Annotated in this window: 15 protein-coding genes and 2 pseudogenes; 6 read left to right on the forward strand and 11 right to left on the reverse strand. The window is 67.6% G+C overall.

Annotation, left to right across the window (positions count from 1 at the left end; all coding sequences use genetic code 11):
• Window positions 1–327: 327 nt before the first annotated feature.
• The 5 genes from BBK14_RS02770 to BBK14_RS41160 form a co-directional block, all read right to left on the reverse strand.
• Complete coding sequence (locus BBK14_RS02770; RefSeq protein ID WP_071059656.1) at window positions 328–678, reverse strand: YciI family protein; 351 nt, start codon at window positions 676–678, stop codon at window positions 328–330.
• A gap of 292 nt (window positions 679–970) precedes the next feature.
• On the reverse strand, window positions 971–1096 hold the full coding sequence (locus tag BBK14_RS39425) for an ATP-binding protein (RefSeq protein WP_241831064.1): 126 nt from the start codon (window positions 1094–1096) through the stop codon (window positions 971–973).
• Window positions 1097–1138: 42 nt separating this feature from the next.
• Entirely contained in the window at window positions 1139–1615 is a 477-nt protein-coding gene (locus BBK14_RS02775; protein WP_071059665.1) for a VOC family protein, read from the reverse strand.
• Between the two features lie 121 nt (window positions 1616–1736).
• Window positions 1737–2342 (reverse strand): ester cyclase, encoded by a 606-nt coding sequence (locus BBK14_RS02780; protein ID WP_071059657.1) that lies wholly within the window; start codon window positions 2340–2342, stop codon window positions 1737–1739.
• A 463-nt stretch (window positions 2343–2805) separates the two neighbouring features.
• Window positions 2806–3762 (reverse strand): NADP-dependent oxidoreductase, encoded by a 957-nt coding sequence (locus BBK14_RS41160; RefSeq protein WP_071059658.1) that lies wholly within the window; start codon window positions 3760–3762, stop codon window positions 2806–2808.
• A 182-nt stretch (window positions 3763–3944) separates the two neighbouring features.
• Between BBK14_RS41160 and BBK14_RS02790 the strand changes: the two genes are divergently transcribed.
• Entirely contained in the window at window positions 3945–4436 is a 492-nt protein-coding gene (locus BBK14_RS02790) for a MarR family winged helix-turn-helix transcriptional regulator (RefSeq protein WP_071059659.1), read from the forward strand.
• 133 nt (window positions 4437–4569) lie between these two features.
• Here the strand turns inward: BBK14_RS02790 and BBK14_RS02795 are convergent, their stop codons facing one another.
• Window positions 4570–5280, reverse strand: a complete 711-nt coding sequence (locus BBK14_RS02795) for an IS6 family transposase (RefSeq protein ID WP_071059660.1) — start codon at window positions 5278–5280, stop codon at window positions 4570–4572.
• Between the two features lie 133 nt (window positions 5281–5413).
• Here BBK14_RS02795 and BBK14_RS41925 point away from each other — a divergent pair, with 133 nt between their 5' ends.
• The 3 genes from BBK14_RS41925 to BBK14_RS02810 all read left to right on the forward strand — a co-directional run bounded on the left by BBK14_RS41925 (window position 5414) and on the right by BBK14_RS02810 (window position 7846).
• Window positions 5414–6115 carry an IS110 family transposase gene (locus tag BBK14_RS41925; protein ID WP_198541149.1) on the forward strand — a complete coding sequence of 234 codons (702 nt, stop codon included), beginning with the start codon at window positions 5414–5416 and terminating at the stop codon, window positions 6113–6115.
• A complete protein-coding gene (locus BBK14_RS02805) occupies window positions 6100–7311 on the forward strand; it encodes a YibE/F family protein (protein WP_241831066.1) in 1212 nt (403 codons plus the stop codon). Before BBK14_RS41925 ends, BBK14_RS02805 begins: the two co-directional genes overlap by 16 nt.
• Window positions 7312–7558: 247 nt before the next feature.
• Window positions 7559–7846, forward strand: coding sequence for an aldo/keto reductase (locus BBK14_RS02810; protein ID WP_275078441.1), 288 nt, complete (start codon window positions 7559–7561; stop codon window positions 7844–7846).
• On the opposite strand, the gene BBK14_RS02815 is transcribed toward BBK14_RS02810, so the two are convergent.
• The gene (locus BBK14_RS02815; RefSeq protein WP_083390671.1) at window positions 7808–8470 is read right to left on the reverse strand and encodes a TetR/AcrR family transcriptional regulator; all 663 of its coding nucleotides are present in this window, start codon (window positions 8468–8470) and stop codon (window positions 7808–7810) included. The two genes, BBK14_RS02810 and BBK14_RS02815, sit on opposite strands and share 39 nt — an antisense overlap.
• An 81-nt stretch (window positions 8471–8551) precedes the next feature.
• Here BBK14_RS02815 and BBK14_RS42665 point away from each other — a divergent pair, with 81 nt between their 5' ends.
• Both BBK14_RS42665 and BBK14_RS02825 read left to right on the forward strand, forming a co-directional pair.
• The gene (locus BBK14_RS42665) at window positions 8552–9226 is read left to right on the forward strand and encodes a rhodanese-like domain-containing protein (protein ID WP_241831067.1); all 675 of its coding nucleotides are present in this window, start codon (window positions 8552–8554) and stop codon (window positions 9224–9226) included.
• A gap of 136 nt (window positions 9227–9362) precedes the next feature.
• Window positions 9363–10670: a DUF1254 domain-containing protein gene (locus BBK14_RS02825; RefSeq protein WP_241831068.1), complete on the forward strand. Its 1308-nt coding sequence runs from the start codon at window positions 9363–9365 to the stop codon at window positions 10668–10670.
• Window positions 10671–10673: 3 nt separating this feature from the next.
• Here the strand turns inward: BBK14_RS02825 and BBK14_RS02830 are convergent, their stop codons facing one another.
• The 4 genes and pseudogenes from BBK14_RS02830 to BBK14_RS02840 all read right to left on the reverse strand — a co-directional run bounded on the left by BBK14_RS02830 (window position 10674) and on the right by BBK14_RS02840 (window position 14415).
• Entirely contained in the window at window positions 10674–11717 is a 1044-nt protein-coding gene (locus BBK14_RS02830) for a zinc-dependent alcohol dehydrogenase (protein ID WP_071059663.1), read from the reverse strand.
• A gap of 749 nt (window positions 11718–12466) precedes the next feature.
• On the reverse strand, window positions 12467–12844 hold the full coding sequence (locus BBK14_RS02835; RefSeq protein ID WP_083390672.1) for a hypothetical protein: 378 nt from the start codon (window positions 12842–12844) through the stop codon (window positions 12467–12469).
• A gap of 393 nt (window positions 12845–13237) precedes the next feature.
• A pseudogene (locus BBK14_RS38685) lies at window positions 13238–13321 on the reverse strand (IS5/IS1182 family transposase); the annotation flags it as partial.
• 73 nt (window positions 13322–13394) lie between these two features.
• A pseudogene (locus tag BBK14_RS02840) lies at window positions 13395–14415 on the reverse strand (integrase core domain-containing protein).
• Window positions 14416–14524 lie beyond the last annotated feature (109 nt).

Below are 14524 nucleotides of genomic sequence, written 5' to 3' on the forward strand. Positions count from 1 at the left end.
CTTCTGACGAATCCGCGGAAAGCCCCCGTGAGGAATTCGCGGACGATTCAGTCAAAGCGAGATTGAAAAGGCTCAGTATTGCAGACCGTTCGGTCAGTACAGTTGCTGCTCGAAGGTCAGGCGACCCCAGGGACCTTGGTGGACCGCCAGCTGACGACCTTCCAGTCATCTCCATCCGGCGCCCACACGCGGCGGTGATCTCAGCCGATCACGTGGCGCGGCCAGCTGGCCCTTCAACCCTCCCGCAGGTCCAACCGTTAGAATCCTGTCGTCGACAACGCGGCGCCGCCGCGCGCGGACGGGGCCGGGCCGATGGGCTTCTCCCCGTCAAGCCGTGGTTTCGGCCACCGAGCGAGGGGGGAGGCCGGGGCCGGCAACGATCATCTCGGCCGGGACGACCCACGGCGCGCAGCGTGCCTCGAACCGGCCCGCGAGCACACTCGGGTTCTTCGCCCACAGTTCCTCGCTGGTCGCGACGTCGCAGAGCATGATCGCGAAGCCGCGGACGTTCTCGTCAGCGCCGCGTGACGGGCCAGCGGCGAGCAGCAGGCCCCGCGAGTGCATGTCGGCCATGTTCGCAAGGTGCGCGTCTCGGACACGCATCTCCTCCTCGGGGGGCAGCGGCCGGGAGCCGTCCTGGCGCACCATGGTGACGAGCGTGTAGCTGGCGAACTTCATCGGGTGCCTACCAGCGAGGTTCCGGTCACGACGGACGTCTTCAGCCCGGTCGGCACCAACATCCAGCCCGGGCTCGCCTGGGCTGTCCTCGCCGAGGTCGCTGTCATGGGTCCTCCTCCTGCAGTGCTCGGGTAAGCGCGGACAACATTGTCATCAGCCAGGCTCATGGGACCACGTGAGGTCACCTTCTAGGGACCACTGCGGCTAGTGCCCGTGATGCAGCTTCCCTTTTGCTCATATGCTGACAATCAAGGGTGTGACCAGCGCAAATAACTTAGAGTGACTTGAAAATTCACGACATGCTATTGCTTCTTGTGAAGACCATGGTGGTCTTGCGGTGGCGGGCGGCGGTGAGCTCGTAGAAGTCGGTCGTGACGGTCTCGTCGAGGGGGTGGAGCGCGAAGTTGTCGAGGATCAAAATGCGAAAAGGCTTGGAAGCCAAGATCTTTGGAAACTCGGGCTAGAGGCGAAGCGGGCGAATCGGGGCCCCCACTAGGGTCGGGTCGGTCTTCCAGTCGACGCCGGGGACGTCGATGTACAGCTCGACCTCGTTCCCGTCCGGGTCGTGGATGTAGAGGCTGTGGGTCACGGTGTGGTCGGACGCCCCGGCGATCGTGACGCCGGCTTTCGTGATGTGGGCCAGGGCCTTGCGCAGCTCGTCGTCGCTGTCGCCGACTTTCAGTCCGAAGTGGTACATCCCGACCCGGCGCCCAGCCGGAACCCGCTTCGCGTCCTCGCCTACCTCGATGAGCAGCAGCTCGTGGTGTGTCCTCGGGCCGGCGGAGAACGCTGCCACCGGGATGCGGCTCCGAGCCGGCGCCGACGCTGTCGGGTCGGGCAGGACCTGGCGCCAGCGCAGCACGTCCCGATAGAAGGCGGCCGACCGGTTGACGTCCCTCACGTACAGGACGAGATGTCCTAGTTCCTTGATCTTCATGTCAAGCCTCTCATTGCTGTCGTTGCCGTCCACGTCCGTCCGTCCGACGTCCGTCGTGTGGTTAACAGGCGCGTGTGTGGTTAACGGGCGCGCGACATCGCGCGCCAGCACACTCGGCTGATCAGGCCAGGCCTATCTGCTGATAGAGGGCCAGGTTGTCGTAGAAGAAAAACTCCTCGTCCATGGTTCCCTGCCGGTTGAAGATCCCGACGGTGATCATGTTCATCGCGAAACTCTCGCCGGTGGGCTGGTTGAAGCCGCCTTTCCCGTCCGGCATGGGTTGGCTGAACGTCCCCTTGAACACGCCGTGGACCGCGACCAGTTCGCCCTTTGCCACCCGGATCGGGTGGGAGGTGACCTTGAGGTCGGGCGCCCAGACGAACAGCCACTTCAAGTCCTCGACGTGCTGGTCCAGCCCGTCGGTGTAGTGCCCGTCGGGCCAGTGCACACGGACGTCGGGGGCGTGGCTCTCCCCGAAGCGGTCCCACTGCTGGTTGCTGAAGACCACGAAGTCCGCCTCGTCGAACGTCTTCAGGTGCTCGTACTCCTCACGGGTCAGGTGCCCGGGGAACGGCAGCCCTTCACCGGTCTCGGCCGGGTTGCCCATCACCTGGTACACGGCACCGGATGCCGAGGCGGGAGTGGCACCGCTTTCCACCGCGGTGATTCCGAGCATGCCCGCGGCGGCGAAACCGCCACCGCGAAGAACCGAACGTCGGTTGGTCATTAGGTCCTCCGTACAGGTGTGCCGATCGTTAGGTCGTTGCTATTTGGCGACGCTACTATTGCCCGGACATTAGGTACCGGTTGTCTCGTCGACGTCGATCGGCTGTCGGTAAGCGTCTTGTCGCTTGAGTCTTTACGGCTCTATTTGAATCGTCAAAGAGGAGGCGATAATTCGTCTGCACGAGTCACGTCGTCGACGACGTCCGCAGGGCGCGCCACCGAGGACTGTTACCGGAGCGGTTCAAGTCGGCCAACGTGTCTGACCGGGTGGCGGGAGGCGCACAGGAGGATCGGGCCAAGGGCGACTTCGCTGCCTGTGTCGGTAGTCTCTGCGGCCCTGTTCGGCAGGCTCCGGCTGGTACCCGCCGTTTGGCTGTGGTGGGTACCAGCCGGGGTCGCCGGCCGGTTCGGTGTGCGTTTTGCGTGGGTGTTGCGGCGGGCGAGAGCGGGGCGGGCGTGCCCGGTCAGCCTGCGATTTCGACGACGATCTTTCCGCGGGCGGTGCCGCTGGCGAGGGTGGCTAGTCCGTCGGTGGCCTTGTCGAGGGGCAGGACGGCGGTGACGTCGACTTTCAGGGTGCCGGCGGCGGCCTGTTCGGCGAGTTCCGCGACGACCTCGCGGACGGGGGCGGCCATGACGCTGGTACCGGTCAGGCCGGCGGCGGCGAGGGCCTGTTCGTCGGCGGCGGCGCCGAGAGTGCTGGCGACCTTGCCGCCCTTGCGGACCGCGTCCAGGGGTGCGCTGTCGGGGGTGTAGGAGACGAGATCGATGAGGGCGTCGACGCCGTCGGGGTAGGCGGCGCGGACCTGCTCGGCGACCGGGCCGGCGGTGTAGTCGACGACGGTGGTGGCGCCCAGCGCGGTGAGCCGGCTGGTCTCGGCGGCGGTGCCGGTGCCGGTGGCCACGACGGTGGCGCCGCGTGCGGCGAGCAGTTGGACGGCGTAGGAACCCACGCCGCCGCCGGCGCCGACGACGAGGACGGTCTGGCCGGGCTGGGGTTCGACTGCGTCGACGGCGGCGGTGGCGGCGGTGGCGGCGAGCGGAAGTGCCGCGGCGGTGGTGAAGTCGAGGCCGGCGGGCTTGCGGGTGACGGCGGCGGCGGGCAGCAGTGCGTACTCGGCGAGGGTGCCGGCCTGAATCGGTGGGGCCAGCAGCATGTGGCCGATCACCTCGTCGCCGACGGCGACGTGGTCGACGCCGGCTCCGACGGCCTCGACGACGCCGGCGGCGTCACGACCGAGGACCAGCGGGTATACGTGCGGCAGCATCTCGGCCATCATTCCGGCGGCCAGGGCGTTGTCGATGGCGTTGAGACCGGCCGCCTTCACGCGGACCAGCACGGTGCCCTCGACAGGTGCGGGGACGGGCAGGTCGGACAGCCGGGGCTGCTCGCCCGCGGCCGGGACATTCAGTGCACGCATGTTTGCTCCATGGGGGATCAGCGTCGACGACGACGCCGGCGGGCGGGTGCCGGGCTCGRCTCGCAGCCTCGGACACCCACCCCGATGGGTTGAACGTTTAACCGCAATCTAAGCGGCGTCACTTGACCTGTCAAGTGATCAGCGACTTTGGCTCGGTTGACACTTCAAGCTAGGCTGGTGCCATGGACGCGCAGCAGCCGCGCTGGCTGGCCGACGACGAGATGCAGACCTGGCTGGCCCTGGCCAGGGTGCTGATCAGGCTTCCGGCGGCACTCGACGACCAGCTCCAGCGCGACGCCGGGATCAGCCACTTCGAGTACCAGGTGCTGGTGGGGCTGTCCGGGGCACCGGAGCGCACCCTGCGGATGAGCAGCCTGGCCGTATTCGCCAACGGATCGCTCTCCCGGCTCTCCCACGTGGTCGGGCGGATGGAGAAGGCGGGCTGGGCGCGCCGCACACCGGACCCCACCGACGGCCGCTACACCCTGGCGATCCTCACGGATGCGGGCTGGGACAAACTCGTCGCGACCGCCCCCGGGCACGTCGAAGCCGTCCGCGCCCTGGTCTTCGATCCGCTCACCCGCGCGCAGCAGCGGCAGCTGGGCGACATCGGGCGCCGCATCTCCCGTGCCGTCGACCCCGCCGGCAGCCACCTCGACGAACTCTCCACCTGACGGTCACCCCCGAGGAGACCCACGTGACGTCCGTCCTGAACCCCGACGGCACCGGCCGGCGCCTACGACCAGTACCGGGGGCGCTGTTGCATTGCGGGGATCCAGCGCAGGCCAGGGCCTCGGGCGGTCTCGGTCAGACGGCCTGGGTGAGCTCGGTGAACGCGGCCGCGAGCCGATGCTGTGGGTCGATGTCGGTGGCGAGTTCGTAGTGGCCGAGGCGGATGTTCTGCACGAGGGCGTGTCCGGTGCTGACGGTCTGGACCGAGCGGAGGCGTTTCAGTCCGGGCATCGGCCGTAGCCGGGCTTTCAACCGGCCGTGGTCGGCTTCGATCCGGTTGTTCTCCCGGGCCGCGTCGACGTGGCAGGCCTCGGGAAGCAGCTCGTCGATGAGCCGCGGGTACACCGGTGCTTTGTCGGTGGTGACCTCGACCGGCCGCCGGCCATGAGACAGCGCCCGGATGAAGAACCGGCGGGCGGAGGCCTGGTCGCGGTGGGCGCTGGCGAGGACATCGATGACCTGCCCGTGCTGGTCAACGGCCCGGTACAGGTAGGTCCACCGGCCGGAGACCTTCACGTACGTCTCATCCACAAACCACCTGTCGCCAGGACGGTGTCGGCAGGGCTGGGCCGCGTCGGCGAGCAGGGGCGTGAAGCGCTGCACCCACCGATAGACGGTGACGTGATCGACCTCGAGGCCGCGTTCAGCGAGCAGTTCCTCGACATCCCGGTACGACAGCGCGAACCGCAAGTACCACCGCACCGTCAGCACGATCATCTCCGGCGGAAACCGGAACCCGGCGAACTCCGACGTCGGAACCGGGGGACGGACGCGACGTCGACGCATCACCCGATCATGACCGATCGGCAGCTCGGTGAGGGCAGACTGCGCCGATGCAACTGTGAGCTGACCGCCTTGCCGGCCCGGCGACGGCTTCCCGTTCCCGAGCCGAGCAGGAGACGAACAGCCCGTGGTCAGGATGCGTCAGTCTGAGAACCCAGACCAGCCCACCGCTGGTGGTGAGGTCGTTCTCGGCGTTGAGACCCACAAGGATGTCCACGTCGCAGCGGTCCTCACGCCGGTCGGGGCGCTGCTGGGCAGCGCGACCTTTCCGACGACCGCTGACGGCTATGCACAGCTGCTGGCCTGGGCGCGTGAGTACGGGACCGTCTGCCGGGCTGGAGTCGAGGGCACCGGCTCCTACGGCGCGGCCCTGACCCGGCATCTGCTTGCGGCTGGTGTCACCGTGGCCGAGGTCAACCGACCCGACCGCGCCGCTCGCCGGCGCCGAGGCAAGACCGACGCGCTGGACGGCCGAAGCGGCCGCCCGTGCCATCCTGTCCGGCCAGGCCACCGCGACCGCGAAGACCGGCGACGGACCCGTGGAGATGGCCCGGATGTTCCGGCTGGCCAAGACCTCCGCAGTCAAAGCACGCACCCAGGCGATCAACCAGCTCAAGGCCGTTCTGGTCCGCTGAACCGCCCCGGGTCGGATGGAGGCACGACGCGGCGCGCCCGGCCAGGAGACGTAGGAGGCCACCTGGCCGCAGGTAGCACCATGCCCAACGGCCACACTCGGGAGCCATGGGGCCTGGACATCACCACAGTGGAAGAGCGGGGACCGGCGAGACGTCGCGGCCGGCCACGACTGTCATGGCGGTGGCGGTGGCGCTGTTTCTGATCTTCACCGTGGTCGGTGTCGTCCTGCTCTGGCCGTCCGGTGGCACCCGGGAAACCCCCGAGGATCTGCGCGGCCTGGTGGGCGGCGCCAGCAAGCTCGTCAACGCCACCATCGAACGCGCCGGCCGGGGTCCCTGCCCCGACCTGACCGGCGCAGGGGCAACCCCGGCAACCTGCGACCAGATCGACGTCGTCCTCGACGATCCGGCGGAATCCGACAGCCGGCTTCACCTCGATACTCTGGTCGACCCCACCGGACCGCTCCTGAAAGCCGGGGACAAGGTCCGTCTCGCCCCCACCACCGACATCGCGGGCCAGGCGACCTACTACGTCGCGGACTTCCAACGCTCCACTCCGATCGGCTGGATCGCGTTCCTCACCGCCGCGGTGGTCGTCGCGGTTGCCCGTTGGCGCGGACTGGCCGCGCTCGCCGGCCTGGCCCTCAGCTACCTCGTGATCGTCAAGTTCACGTTGCCGTCCCTACTCGACGGACATTCCCCCGTCGCGGTCGCCCTGACCACAGGCACCGCCCTGGTCGTCGTCCTGCTCTACCTCGCCCACGGCGTCTCCGCCCGTACCACCGCCGCGCTGCTGGGCACCCTCGCCAGCATGGCCCTCGCCGGCGCCTTCGGCGCATTGGCGATCAACTTCGCTCGCATCACCGGACTCGGCTCTGACGAGGACGTGATGCTCAAGGGGTTCGCCGGGCAGCTGAGCCTTCCCGGGCTCGTGCTCGCCAGTGTCATCATCGGCTCACTCGGCCTGATCAACGACATGACGATCACCCAGGCCGCCGCGGTCTGGGAGGTCTCCGACGCGGCCCCGCAGGCCTCGTTGCGGCACCTGTACCGCTCCGGGATGCGCGTCGGACGCGACCACATCGCCTCCAGCGTCTACACCCTCGTCCTCGCCTACGCCGGTGCCGCGCTCCCGACCCTGCTCCTGTTCACCCTCGCCGACCGCAGCAGCACCGACCTGGCCAGCACCGACCTCGTCGGCGCCGAAATCGTGCGGACCGCGGCCGGCACTATCGGCCTCGTCGCCTCGGTTCCCCTCACCACCGCCATCGCCGCACTCGCCGCATCACGACGACACCCCCCAGGCTCGCCATCCCCTTCGACCGACATCGACACCGACTCCGCCCCAGCCGGTCACGCCGATGCGGACACCCAGCCCCTCATCTACCGGTCCAGCTAGCGTTCGCCGTCCGGGTTCATCGGTGAATCGCGGAGGCGCGGCCATAGGCCGGAGCATCGCCGCCCTGCACGAGTGTGGGATTCCACCGCACGAGGTGCCATTGACGATTCCCTGGCCGTCCTCATCCCTGGCCGTCCTCACCTGGCCGCGGTGGTCAGCCCGTCGCCGGAGGCCATGTCGTCCATGCCGATCCCGGACATGGATGAGCCGGGTATGGAGGTCGCGGCAGACGGGGTAGAATCAGCTCATTCCGTTTGCCGAACAGGCCGGAATGAAGCTGACCCACCTTGCGACGGCGTTCGCGGTTGCCCAGCCCGCCGTCACCTCGACCATCATCGGGCCGTGCACCATGGAACAGCTCGACGACCTGCTCGCCGGCGCCGATATCACCCTCGACGACAAGATCCTCGAGGAGATCGCCGCGATTGTCGCGCCCGGCACCGACGTCGGCCAGCTCGACATGGCCTACGCCCCGCCCGCGATCGAGCACGCCACGCTACGCCGACGGCCGGCCGACGACCGCGCCGCCGCCTGAGGAAGATCCGAGAACGCCCGGCGGTGAAGGGGATTCCGGGGAACGGCGGCGCCATTCGGAGTAGTTCTCGGCGAGGCGGTGCAGGCCGGTTCTGATGCGGGACTCGCCGAGTTCCGCCAGCAGCGCGGCGACGTGGTCGGCGGCGAGCGCGGCGAGCAGGGTGTGCGCGGCGTGGTCCGGATCGGGTACGCCGTCCAGCAGGATCGCCACGTGTCGGTGCCAGAACCGGTAGGCCCCGATCCGGTAGCGGGCTCCGGGTGTCGCGGTCTCCGAGATCCGTACCAGGTCCAGGTGCTCCAGCAGGTAGTCGAGGTATGCGCCGACGAACGCGGTGAGCCGTTCGGAGGACGCCGCTCCGGGGCCGAGTGGCGGCGGCCCGTGCAGGACCGCCTCCTGCAGCATCTGCTCCCGCGTGTCGAGCAGTGCGACCGCCAAGCCCGCCTTGTCCCCGAAGCGGCGGAAGAGGGTGCCCTTGCCCACCCCGGCGGCCGCCGCGATCTGGTCCATGGAGACCGCCGCGACTCCGTGCTCGGCGAACAGCCGGGCGGCGGCGTCCAGCACGGCGACCCGGTTGCGTGCGGCGTCAGCTCGTTCCCTTGGCGGCGGGGTGCGAAGCAGCTCCAACGGTGTTGCGCAACCGGACTGCGGTCCGCTAAGGTTCTCCTGCACAACCGGACTATAGTCCGATTATTTGGAGGTAGGAGCATGACCGCACTCATTACCCGTGACGAGCTGAAGGCGGCGATCGCCGCCGGGAACGTGACCGTCGTCGACGCGCTGGGTGGCGAGTACTTCGCGCAGCAGCACCTGCCCGGCGCCCTCGCCCTGCGCCCCACCGAGGTCGACGCCAAGGCACCGGCCGTGCTGCCGGACCGCGACACGGCCATCGTCACCTACTGCTCCAACCCTGCCTGCCCGAACAGCGGCCAGGTCGCCGACCGGCTCACCGCGCTCGGCTACCCCAACGTCCGCATGAGGCTCCTCCTGCTCCGGGACTGTGGTGACGCGGATCGGCCTGCCGTCGGTCTGACCGGCGATGTCGGTCCCGCGTCGGGTCGGCTGGGCGGTCCGGCCCGCGTCGGGGATCGGTTCTCCCCGTTGTGTCTCTTCCAGCTGCGGCCACATGCCTTTCACATGGTCGCGTCGAAGACTGCCGGCGACGGTGTCGCCGAGGACGGGAGTGCGGATGTCGGACCCGAGGCAGGTCCCATCGGGGGGTTGGAGGAGGTCGCAGGGTGCCTCGGTGACCCGCCGGCGCACATGCCGCGCCGTCGCTGTCGCTCTGGTGACGACAGGGGTGGTGACAGCGACGGCGGTGGTTGGAGCCGCGGGCGTCACCGGGCAGACCGACGTGGCCGCCGCTGTGGCGGTGTCGGCTGACACCCAGGCGGGATCCGCGACGTCGGCCAGGACGACGAGGGCAGTCGCGGCGGCGACCGCCCCGGTGCAGGCCGCGGCACCAGCCGGAACAACTCCGATGGATACGTCAGAGGGAACGCCGGCGCCTGCTGGGTCCATGGAGGACACCGCCGCGGATGGCTACGTCTACGGGTACAGCCCGGTGGCGATGGCCCGCACCCGAGCGGCCCACGTCTGTCGAGGTGGCACGAACACCCTGCTCAACGTCCCTATCCTGTCGACGCCGCTGAGCCGTAGCGTGGTGGCTCCGAACGTCGACACCCTTTACTCGGTTGCCTGGCTGGACCTGCGCGGCGGGCCTGTGAGCCTGACGTTGCCCGACACGACCGACCGGTATGTCGTGTTCGAGATCCTGGACATCTACTCCAACGTCTTCGCCGACATCGGCACCCGGCTCAACGGCTCGCAGCCCGGCACCTATCTGATCACCCCGCCGGGGTGGAGCGGGACGGCACCGGAAGGAACAACCATCGTCGCCGCGCCGACCTGGGACGTCTGGGCGCTCGGCCGCACGCTGGTGGACGGCGACGACGATCTACCCGCCGCACGTGCCGTGCAGGGCCAGTACACCGTGGCGGCCACCGACCTCGCCGAGACCGGACCGACACCACCCGCCCTGCCCGCGGTGGACTGCGCGAGCCCACCCGACCCGCAGACACCCTATGACGGCGGTGCGGCGTTCTTCGACGAGCTGGCCGCGGTGCTCGCCGCCGACCCGCCGCCGGCCGCCGACGACCCGGCGCTCGCCTCACTCGCGAGCATCGGGGTCGTGCCGGGTTCGACCCCGTCGGCGGGGGACCCGGCGACGGTGGCCGCGCTGTCGGCGGGGGTGACCGCGGGTGAGGCCGAGGTCCAGGCCGCGGCCGAGGATGCCCTCGTCCCGTCCGGCACCTGGCAGGGAAGTTTCAACGGCGGCACCTACGGCACCGACTACCTGCTGCGCTCCGCGGTCGCCGTGGTCGGCCTCGGGGCGAACGTACCGCAGGAGTCGCTGTACTACTGGTCCGGCCCAGACATCGACGGTGAGCCGCTGACCGGCGCGCACACCTACCGGATGCACTTCGCCGTCGGTGAGCTGCCACCGATCGAAGCCGCCGGGTTCTGGTCGGTGACGATGTACGACGACGAGATGTTCCTCGTGCCGAACGCGCTGCGACGCTACGCCCTGGGGGATCGCAGTGACCTCACGGTGAACCCGGACGGATCCATCGACATCTACCTGGCGGCGACCGCGCCGGCCGGGCACACCGACAACTGGCTACCCGCGCCGGACGGACCGTTCAACCTGATGATCCGCGCGTACATCCCCACCGAGCCCGCGCTGACGAACACCTGGCATCCACCCGCGATCGAACAGATCTCCATTCATGCCGCAGCGCGCGGCCCGTCCCCGCAGACTCCTTGACGCCTACTGCTGGTCGTCGAAGGTGACGACGACCTTTTCGGCTGCTCCCGGTGTCAGGGTGAGTTCGAATGCGCGCTTGACGTCGGAGAAGGGAACGCGATGGCTGATCAACCGCGCGAAACGTTCCTGGTGCTCGGCGATCTCCTGAGTTACCTCGAAGATCTCCGTGGGGTAGCCCTGGGAGGCGATGATGGTCATCTCGCTGCGGAGCATCGCGCCGAGGTTGATGGGCTCAGGCTTCTTGTGTACAGCTACCGTGACAAGCTTGGCACCCCACTTCCCCGATGTCAGGGCCGTGTTGACGACGGCTGCGACGCCCGCGGCGTCGATGTAGATGTCGGTGTCCGGGCGGCGCTGGCCGAGTGCGTTGGCGCCCTGTCCGTGTAGTTCGGTCAGGCGGGCCGTCACGTCCTCGCGGGAGGAGTCGATGACGGCGTCCGCGCCGACCGCGAGCGCCGTCTTGAGGCGGTCGGGGATGACGTCGGCGACGACCACGTGCTGGACCCCACGCAGCTTCAGCCAGATCGCGGCGCCCAGACCGATGGGTCCGGCGCCGAACACCACGGCCTTGTCCGTCGGACTGGCCTCGGAGCGGTTGACGCAGTGCCGTGCCACTGCCATGGGCTCATTGAGCGCGGCGACGTCGAAGGGCACCGTGTCGGGGAACACCGCCACGCTCTTACCGACGACGACGTTCTCCAGGAGGAGATATTCACGCATGCCGCCCAGCGTGCCGCCGCAGCCGATGATGCMGGAGGGAGCAGCCATCGGGTTGACGACCACGCGATCGCCCACCTTCAGATCCGCGATCTTGGCTCCCACTTCGACGATCTCGCCGGCCGGCTCGTGCCCGAGAGGAATCGAGATCATCTGCCCGCCCGGCCCCTGCGGCGAGCCGCCCATGTGCAGGTAGTGCGCGTCGGTTCCGCAGATGCCACAGGCACGGATCCGCATCAGCGCGTCCTTGGGGCCAAGAACGGGACGTTCGATGTCGACTATATTGACAGTGCCTTGCGTGCCAGTCTGTACGGACTTCATCGTATGCATGTGGATGTTATCTTTCTGAAAGTGTACTGGAAATATCGGAGTAGTCACCAATGCTGCCTTAAAATGCTTAAGAAAGTAAACATTGATGGATATGGGTGACTGGTCGGGTTTGCCGGGCGACCTGGGGAGAGCTCGTGGATGGGGAGGGTAAGGGGCATCGATYGGGCTGGTAAGATATCCGTAGCCTGCGGCGGAGTTTAGTGCCGGTACCGATCGAGACGGCTCCCATACCCAATTCTGGTCAGGAGTTCCCGCGCRCCATCGAGGGCGAAGGCGGTGGCCGCGGCCAGGGYTGACTGGGAGCGGGAGCAGCAGGAGTGGGGCTAGAAACAGGAGTACTGGCCTCGATGTCTCGGTGAGAACACCGAACTCATGAGTATCTMCTATTGTGAATGGTGAGGTATGAATCTTTGTTTGATGATTCCGCCGCCCGCGGTCGGCGACTAGGGCATTCTCTCCCGAATGCATGGTGTAACTGACTGCACCATCGGAAGAGTGATCTCGATGGGTAGGAGATCTCCTTCTGGACGGTTGCCGGCATGAACCTCAGATATGCAAAGTCGCCGTCCATATGTATCTCCGACCAGGATTAGGCCGAGGACTCCTACGTCAAGACGAACGGATTCGAGCTGGTTGCTGGTTGCTGGTGGCGTACTGAGCATTGGGTACGGCCTTGCGTTCGCATGGAAGTTGTCAGCACCGTTGTGACGCTCCCCGAGGCTGGCAGGGCCGGAGCGGGAGAGCGAGTGTCAGCGGATCCCGCAGAGGGTGAACGTTGCCAGCAGGGMGATGTCGTGGAGTGTGAACTGGTCGGCTGTCGAGTCGCTCAAGYCGTAACGCTTCGCCATCGAGGGCGTAGTGATCTTTCTGGTGGTGGCCATGTCCGAGCAGTCGGCCTCGCCGTCGCTGAGGATCTGCTCGTCGGTTTTCCCCTCCACCAACCCGGGAAACTGCTGGCGGAACTGTCTGACGTAGGTGGGGGTACCGCCCCCGATTCCGATTCCTGGGTTCGTCGACACGGACGGCGTGCTCACCGTATTCACGGGGGAGAATTCGGTCGATTCGACCGGGCCGCAGGCGGCCAACGACGCGATGGCCACGCCGATAAAGATAAGTCGTTTACGCATGACTCTCCCTGTCGTGTCGCTCGCTCGCCTGGCATTGGAGGAGCGTGTCGACCGGTCTGGCGGGAAGATCCGGTCAGGGTGCCGTCCACCGGAAGATCTGGGGAGGGGTTGAGTCTCCGGATCTGATCGGAGGTACGGCACCAGCCTGTCCGATCGGGCCCGTCCCGTCGTCCTCCACACGCAGACACTTCTGGCTACGGAGAATTTAGTACTCGCTACCAGCACGTCTGCAACTGAATGACACGACGCTCCCCGTCCCGCAGTAGCCCGATGGGCGCGGACAAGGAGGTTCGTCCACCCCGATGATCGAGAGTGGAGCCTACGGATGTGGTGCCCAGCTGTACCAGGYGATCGCCGAACGAGTCTGGTCTCCCGAGGCGCTCCGGGCCAGGCCTGCTCCCAACGGCCTTCTACCCGCCGCAGGCGCCAGTAGTGATCAATCGTCTGCCAGGGTGGCAGGTCGTGCGGGAGCAGCCTGTGGGGCTCCGAAATTCGGGTTTCGGCCTGTGAGCTGGCCTTTTGCGGCTGACATGATCGTCAGGGGGTGTCGTCAGGCGGCGTTGCGGTACTCGTTGATCGGCCCGCCGAGGATGCGTGTGCGACGGACGGTGGAACCCGGGGTCGGGGTGACCACGGGTGGTGAGTCGGGCGGATGCTGGCCGAGGGAGCGGTGAGGCCGGTGGGTGTTGAAATGCTCGGCGTAGCTGGTGAGGGCGGTGGTCAGGTGCCGTTCAGAGACGATCAATAATCTGTCGGTGCATTCGCGGCGGGCGGTGCCGACCCAGCGTTCCGCGATCGCGTTTGCCTGGGGTGACTGTGGCGGTGTGCGTACCACGTCGATGCCGGCTGCGGTGAAGACGGCGTCGAACGGAGCCGTGAACTTTGTATCGCGGTCACGGATGAGGAACCGGAACCTGCGGCTGCGATCTTCGAGATCCATCAGCAGGTTCCGGGCGTGCTGGGTGATCCATGCCGCGGTTGGGTGTTTCGTTGCTCCAAGGACATGGGCACGGCGGGTGGCGTGTTCGACGACGAAGAACACGTAGATCCGTTGGAGGAACATGGTGTCCACTGTGAAGAAATCGCAGGCCAGGATGCCGGAGGCCTGGGCGCGCAGAAACGTGCGCCAAGAGGTATCGGCCCGCCGGGGCGCGGGGTCGACACCGGTGCGGTGCAGGATCCGCCAGATGGTGGCGACCCCGACCGGGTAGCCCAGCCCGGCGAGTTCTCCTTGGATCCTGCGGTGGCCCAAGGCCGGGTTCTCCTGCGCGAGGCGCAGGACCAGCTCGCGGATCTCCCGGCGGATCGATGGCCGTCCGGGTGTCTTGCGTGGGTGGGTCCATTGTCGTGCGAGGAGATCATGGTGCCAGCGCAGCACGGTGGCCGGGGTGACGAAGAGCGAACCCCAGCGGGCTCGGGGTAACAGCCGGGACAGGGCTGTGAGGATCACCCGATCCCCCTACCCGTTCCAGCGCCGGGCGGTTCACCTGCCGTCGCAACACCGCCACCTGGTGTCGCAGGACGAGGAGCTCTACGTCCTTTGTAGCGGACCCGCGGACTCGGAGCAGCATCAGCCCGAGAGCGTTCCCTATCTGTCAGGATGAGTTGAGACGGGGGTTATCCATCAACTAGTGACCCAGGGCGGGTTGGGAGCGGGAGATCGTGACTGCGGCGGTGACA

The organism is Parafrankia soli, assembly GCF_001854695.1.
Taxonomy (GTDB): Bacteria; Actinomycetota; Actinomycetes; order Frankiales; family Frankiaceae; genus Parafrankia; species Parafrankia soli.

Excerpts from the sequence above, each read along its gene's own strand:
- BBK14_RS02770 (WP_071059656.1), bottom strand. The coding sequence starts at position 678 with ATGAAGTTCGCCAGCTACACGCTCGTCACCATGGTGCGCCAGGACGGC.
- BBK14_RS02775 (WP_071059665.1), bottom strand. The coding sequence starts at position 1,615 with ATGAAGATCAAGGAACTAGGACATCTCGTCCTGTACGTGAGGGACGTC.
- BBK14_RS02780 (WP_071059657.1), bottom strand. The coding sequence starts at position 2,342 with ATGACCAACCGACGTTCGGTTCTTCGCGGTGGCGGTTTCGCCGCCGCG.
- BBK14_RS41160 (WP_071059658.1), bottom strand. The coding sequence starts at position 3,762 with ATGCGTGCACTGAATGTCCCGGCCGCGGGCGAGCAGCCCCGGCTGTCC.
- BBK14_RS02790 (WP_071059659.1), top strand. The coding sequence starts at position 3,945 with ATGGACGCGCAGCAGCCGCGCTGGCTGGCCGACGACGAGATGCAGACC.
- BBK14_RS02795 (WP_071059660.1), bottom strand. The coding sequence starts at position 5,280 with ATGCGTCGACGTCGCGTCCGTCCCCCGGTTCCGACGTCGGAGTTCGCC.
- BBK14_RS41925 (WP_198541149.1), top strand. The coding sequence starts at position 5,414 with ATGCGTCAGTCTGAGAACCCAGACCAGCCCACCGCTGGTGGTGAGGTC.
- BBK14_RS42665 (WP_241831067.1), top strand. The coding sequence starts at position 8,552 with ATGACCGCACTCATTACCCGTGACGAGCTGAAGGCGGCGATCGCCGCC.
- BBK14_RS02825 (WP_241831068.1), top strand. The coding sequence starts at position 9,363 with ATGGAGGACACCGCCGCGGATGGCTACGTCTACGGGTACAGCCCGGTG.